Origin of the sequence: Pseudorhodobacter sp. (assembly GCF_030452865.1) — a bacterium.
Taxonomy (GTDB): Bacteria; Pseudomonadota; Alphaproteobacteria; order Rhodobacterales; family Rhodobacteraceae; genus Pseudorhodobacter.
The window spans coordinates 1-5,715 of sequence record NZ_JAKDLJ010000235.1 but is presented as its reverse complement, the minus strand read 5'-3'; the positions used below and the strand labels follow the sequence as shown (position 1 = coordinate 5,715).

General features: G+C 61.1%; 4 protein-coding genes. 3 read left to right on the top strand and 1 reads right to left on the bottom strand.

The annotated features are described in order from the left end of the window. From L0H65_RS13230 to L0H65_RS13220, 3 genes are all read left to right on the top strand, one after another. On the top strand, positions 1–815 hold an 815-nt coding region (locus tag L0H65_RS13230; protein WP_301459518.1), incomplete at its 5' end, for a type III PLP-dependent enzyme. A gap of 91 nt (positions 816–906) precedes the next feature. Then, entirely contained in the window at positions 907–3,189 is a 2,283-nt protein-coding gene (locus L0H65_RS13225; RefSeq protein ID WP_301459517.1) for a xanthine dehydrogenase family protein molybdopterin-binding subunit, read from the top strand. 17 nt (positions 3,190–3,206) lie between these two features. Continuing rightward, a complete protein-coding gene (locus L0H65_RS13220) occupies positions 3,207–4,298 on the top strand; it encodes a DUF2235 domain-containing protein (protein WP_301459516.1) in 1,092 nt (363 codons plus the stop codon). A gap of 117 nt (positions 4,299–4,415) precedes the next feature. Here L0H65_RS13220 and gltA read toward each other — a convergent pair whose 3' ends face one another. After that, on the bottom strand, positions 4,416–5,711 hold the full coding sequence (gltA, locus tag L0H65_RS13215; protein ID WP_301459519.1) for a citrate synthase: 1,296 nt from the start codon (positions 5,709–5,711) through the stop codon (positions 4,416–4,418). Positions 5,712–5,715: the final 4 nt, after the last annotated feature.

Here is a 5,715-nt window from a genome sequence, read left to right as displayed (position 1 = left end):
ATCAGAAAATGTTCGAGAGCCGTTTGTTCTTCGTGGACAAACTGATCGAAATGGTCCCGGCGGAGGGGACGGAGATTTCGGTGCGATTCAAGCTGCCGGTCGGCGGGGCCGCCTATAACTTTGGCGCGAAGTTCGGCGCGACGGCGGAACTGGCGGTGGAACTGCTGAAAACCGTGGCGGCGGCGGGGTTTGTGCCGTCGCTGACGTTCCACCCCGGCACGCAATGCACCGAAGCGGCGGCTTGGGAAACCTATATCCGCACCGCAGCCGAAATTGCGGAGGAGGCGGGCGTGACCATTGCGCGCCTGAATGTTGGCGGCGGCTTTCCCAACCACCGGCTGGAGGCGGTTTCCCCCGATCTCGACCATATCTTCGAGACGATCGACCGGGTTGCGACCGAGTCCTTCGGGGCCAATCGCCCGCTTCTGGTCTGTGAACCGGGGCGAGGCTTGTGCGGCGATGCCTATTGCGTCGCAACGCGGGTGAAGGCGCTGCGCGACGAGTCGCATATCTTTCTGAATGACGGGGTGTATGGCTCCTTGACCGAATTGCCGATGATCGGGGTGATTGACCGCACCGAGGCGATGGGCGCGGATGGCACCCCGCGCGCGGAGGAAGCCGTCGCGCGCATCGTCTTTGGCCCGACCTGCGATTCCGTCGACCGTTTGCCGGGGGAACTGATGCTGCCCGCCGATCTGGGGGAGGGCGATTATCTGCTGTTTCATGGCATGGGCGCTTATTCCACCGTGACCAACACCCGCTTCAATGGCTTTGGCGAGTTGGGCAAGGAAATCGTCTTGAACCTGCACGGCTGACGCCAAGGTAACTTTCGCTGTGAAACATTGCCCTCCGGCTGGACAAATTCCGCCGGGGGGTTAGTGTTTGCAGGTGGAAAGCGGGGGGCGGATGCAGAAATTCGGCAAGGCGCAAGGGACCGGGCGGATCGAGGATCTGCGCTTTCTGACCGGGCAAGGCCGCTATACCGATGACATCGCGCCGCGCGATGCGTTGTTCGCAGTGTTTTTGCGCGCGCCGGTCGCCCATGCCAAAATCACCCGGCTTGATGTCGCAGAGGCGGAGGCGATGCCGGGTGTCCATCTGGTCCTGACCGCCGAACGGATGGAAGCGGCGGGCGTGAAAATCGGGCTGTTGGCTGCGGCGGTGCCGTGCCGGGACGGCAGCAAAGGCGCGCAACCTGAACGCCCTGTTCTGGCGCGGGGCGTTGTGCGCCATGTCGGTGAGGCGGTGGCGATGATCGTGGCCGAGACGCCTGCCGTCGCGTTGGATGCAGCGGAGCGGATCGAGGTGGATTATTCAGATCTCGCCGTGAAACTGGATCTGGCACCGGGCGGCGTCGAAGTTCATGCTGAAGCGGCAGAAAACCGCGCCTATGACTGGGGGCTGGGGGACGGTGCGGCGGTGGAGGCGGCTCTCGCGTCATCGGCCCACCGAGTCCGCCATGAGGTTGTGCATGGCCGGGTGATCGTGAACCCGATGGAACCGCGCGCCTGCTACGCCGAATGGGATGGCAAGCGCCTGCATGTCTGCGTCAACGGGCAGGGGGTTTGGGTGCTGAAGGGGGATTTGGCGCGGATGCTGGCGCTCGATCGCGCTGACGTGCGGGTCACCACGCCGGATGTTGGCGGCGGTTTTGGGCTCAAGGGCATGACCCATCCGGAATATCCCTGCATCGCGCAGGCCGCACGGATGCTGGGCCGTCCGGTGCGCTGGATGGCGGAGCGGACGGAAAGCATGTTGGCCGACAATGGCGCGCGCGATCTTGTGGTGCAGACGGAACTGGGCTTTGACGCCGATTTCCGCATCACGGCCTACCGCGCTGATGTGACCTCCAACATGGGGGCGTATAATTCGCAATTCGCGCAACCGATCCAGTCGGTGCTGTTCTCGAAGGTTTTCACCGGATGTTATGATATCCAGACTGCATTGCTGACGGCGCAGGGAGTTTATACCCATACCACGCCGTTGGATGCCTATCGCGGTGCGGGGCGACCCGAAGCGATTCTGACCATCGAACGCGCGATGGACAATGCGGCGAGGGTGCTGGGTCTTGATCCGTTCGCATTGCGGGAACGCAATTTCATCCAGGCTTTCCCGTATCGGATGGTCAATGGCCTGACGATTGATGTTGGAGATTTCTACAATGTTCTAAATATGTTGCGGCGCGAAGCTGATGTTTCAGGCTACCCCTCGCGCAGGGCAGATTCGCGCGCGCGTGGCATGATGCGCGGCATCGGTCTTGCGACCTATATCGAATCCATTCTCGGCAGTCCGAATGAAACCGCGCATGTGGTGTATGAAGATGATGGGACCGTATCGCTGCTTGTCGGCACCCAATCGAACGGTCAGGGCCATGAGACGGTTTACACCCGCATGTTGGCGGAGCAGACCGGGATTGACGAAAGCCTGATCCGCATCGTGCAGGGTGACAGTGACCGCATCGCGGTTGGCGGCGGTACGGGTGGGTCACGTTCCGTCACGCTGCAAGGCACGGCGATTCGTGGGGTCGTGGCGGTGATGATCCCGGCTTTTGCCGAATTCCTGCAAGCGGAGCTTGGCGAAGGTGTCGCGTTTGAGGATGGGCGCTTTGGTGCGCCGGGGTCAAACCTGCGCGTAACCATGCTGGAGGCGGCGGAGCGGGCGCGAAAAGCCGGGCGCGACGATCTGCTGTCGCATCGCGAGACCATCAATCTGCCCGCCGGCTCTTTCCCCAATGGCGCGCATCTGGCGGAGGTGGAGTTGGACCCGGAAACCGGATTTGTCCGGTTGGACCGCTACAGCGTCGTCGATGATTTCGGCACGATGATCAACCCCGATCTGGTGGCGGGGCAGGTGCATGGCGGCATCGCGCAGGGTTACGGCCAAGTGGTGATGGAGGCGGCGCGCTTTGACGACCACGGCCAGTTGCAAAGCGCGAGCTTCATGGATTACGCCATGCCGCGCGCTGCCGATTTTCCGATGATCCGTTTTGCCACGGCCCCGACGCCTTCAACGACCAATCCTTTGGGCATGAAAGGCTGTGGCGAGGCGGGCACCGTCGGCTCGCTCGGTGCGGTGGCGAATGCCGTTGTCGATGCGCTGGCGCAATGTGGGGCCGCCCCCGTTGACATGCCCTTTACGCCCGCGCGGCTATGGTCAGCGCTTCACGCGTCCGAAGGGGGGGGAAGCTGAGCATTTTTCACCGCCTTGTGTCATGGGTCCGGGGCCGCACCCCGGTTGTCACCGATGCGACCGGGGCAACCTCGCCGCATGTCGAACGGGGCGTGGTCGATCATATCCTGATCCTCGATGGCACATTGTCATCATTGGAGCCGGGGTATGAGACCAACGCCGGTTTGCTGTTCAAACTTTTGGCGGAACGCGGCCCGAATGTGCAACGTCGGCTTTATTATGAGCCGGGGGTGCAATGGGTCGATTGGGCGCAGATTGTCGATGTCGCCGAAGGGCGCGGTATCAACATGCAGATCCGCCGCGCCTATGGCTTTTTGGCCAGCCAGTATCGGCCCGGTGACCGGATATTCCTGCTCGGTTATTCGCGCGGCGCTTATGCCGCGCGTTCGCTCGCCGGGGCGATTGACCGTGTGGGCCTGCTGCGGGCGGAATTTGCGACCGAACGCAACGTCAAGCTGGCCTACCGCCATTATCAGTTGAACCCGACCAGCCCGGTGACCAAAGCCTTTTCTGAGAGTTATTGCCACAAGTCGGTAGAGATCGAGATGGTCGGCGTCTGGGATACGGTAAAGGCGCTTGGGATGCGGCTGCCGCTTTTGTGGATGTTGACCGAACAGGAACACGCTTTCCACGACGCCACGCTGGGTCGCAGCATCCGGAACGGGTTCCACGCGCTGGCGCTGAATGAAACGCGGGTCGTGTTCAACCCGGTGCTTTGGCACACCGAACCGCAGACGCAAAGCAAGGTGGAACAAGTCTGGTTTCGCGGCGCCCATGCCGATATCGGCGGGCAGTTGGGCAATTTTCAGGTCGCACGGCCGTTGTCGAATATCCCCTTGGTCTGGATGCTGGAAAAGCTGGCAAGTTGCGGCATTGATCTGCCGCCAGCATGGCGGGAGCGTTATCCCTGCGACCCCGATGCGCCGATGGTGGGGACGTGGCGCGGATTTGGCGCGGTGTTTTTGTACCGGCGGCGGCGCAAGGTGGGGCGCGACCCGTCGGAGCGTATTCATCCGACGGCGCTTGACCAGCGCGCGCGCTGGGGTCGGCAGCCAGAGATTGTGGCGGAACCGGTACGCGAAGAGATCAGATTGACGCCACCGGAATGAAGCGCGCGTCGATTTTCGTTTCGTTTTCGGCCGGGTGGTAGCAGCCACAGTCGCAACGAAAAGAGGAAACGGCGGCCCGATGGACCGCCGTTCGGGGCAACGCGCAAGGCCGGGGTCTTACCGCTTTTCGACCGGAACGTAGTCCCTTTGCTTTTCGCCGATGTAAAGCTGACGCGGGCGGCCGATTTTCTGCGCGGTATCGCCGATCATCTCTTTCCACTGCGAAATCCAACCGACGGTGCGCGACAGCGCAAAGATCGGGGTAAACATCGCGGTCGGGAACCCCATCGCATCCAGAATGATGCCGGAATAGAAATCGACATTGGGATAGAGCTTTTTGGAGATGAAATACTCATCCTCCAGCGCAATCCGCTCCAGCTCCTTGGCGACTTGCAGCGTCGGGTTGTTGTGGATGCCCATCAGGTCCAGCACCTCATCAGCGCTTTCCTTCATCACCTTGGCGCGCGGGTCGAAGTTCTTGTATACGCGGTGGCCAAAGCCCATCAGACGGAACGGATCATCCTTGTCCTTGGCGCGGGCGATATATTCGGGGATACGGTCAACCGTGCCGATCTCGCGCAGCATTTCCAGCGCGGCCTGATTGGCCCCACCATGCGCCGGACCCCAGAGGCAGGCAATCCCGGCGGCAATACAGGCAAACGGGTTCGCACCCGACGATCCGGCAAGCCGCACGGTAGAGGTGGAGGCGTTTTGTTCGTGGTCGGCATGCAGCATCATGATCCGGTCCATCGCTTTGGCGAGGATCGGGTCGGGATGATATTCCGCGCTTGGCACCGCAAAGCACATATGCAGGAAGTTCGAGGCGTAATCCAATGTATTCTTGGGATAAACGAAAGGTTGACCGATGGAGTACTTGAAGGCCATCGCAGCGATTGTCGGTAGTTTCGCAATCATGCGGATGGCAGAGACTTCGCGGTGCCATTCATCCGAAATATCAAGGCTGTCGTGATAGAAAGCCGACATTGCGCCCACGACACCGACCATCGTTGCCATCGGGTGGCTGTCACGCCGGAACCCCCGGAAAAACATGTGCATCTGTTCATGCACCATGGTGTGTTTGGTCACGCGATCTTCGAAATCCTGCAACTGGGGCGTGTCAGGCAATTCGCCGTAAAGCAGCAGGTAGCAGACTTCGAGGAAATGCGATTCCTTGGCCAGTTGTTCGATCGGGTAGCCCCGATACAGCAGTTCGCCCTTGTCGCCATCAATGAAGGTGATCGCACTTTCGCAGGCCGCGGTGGATGTGAAGCCGGGATCATAGGTGAAAATATCGGCCTGCGCGTAGAGTTTGCCGATATCGACGACATCCGGCCCAAGCGTCGGGGATCGCATCGGAAGATCAAAGGATTTTCCGCCAAAGGTCAGTTTTGCCGTACCCGTCGTTTCTGCCATGTTC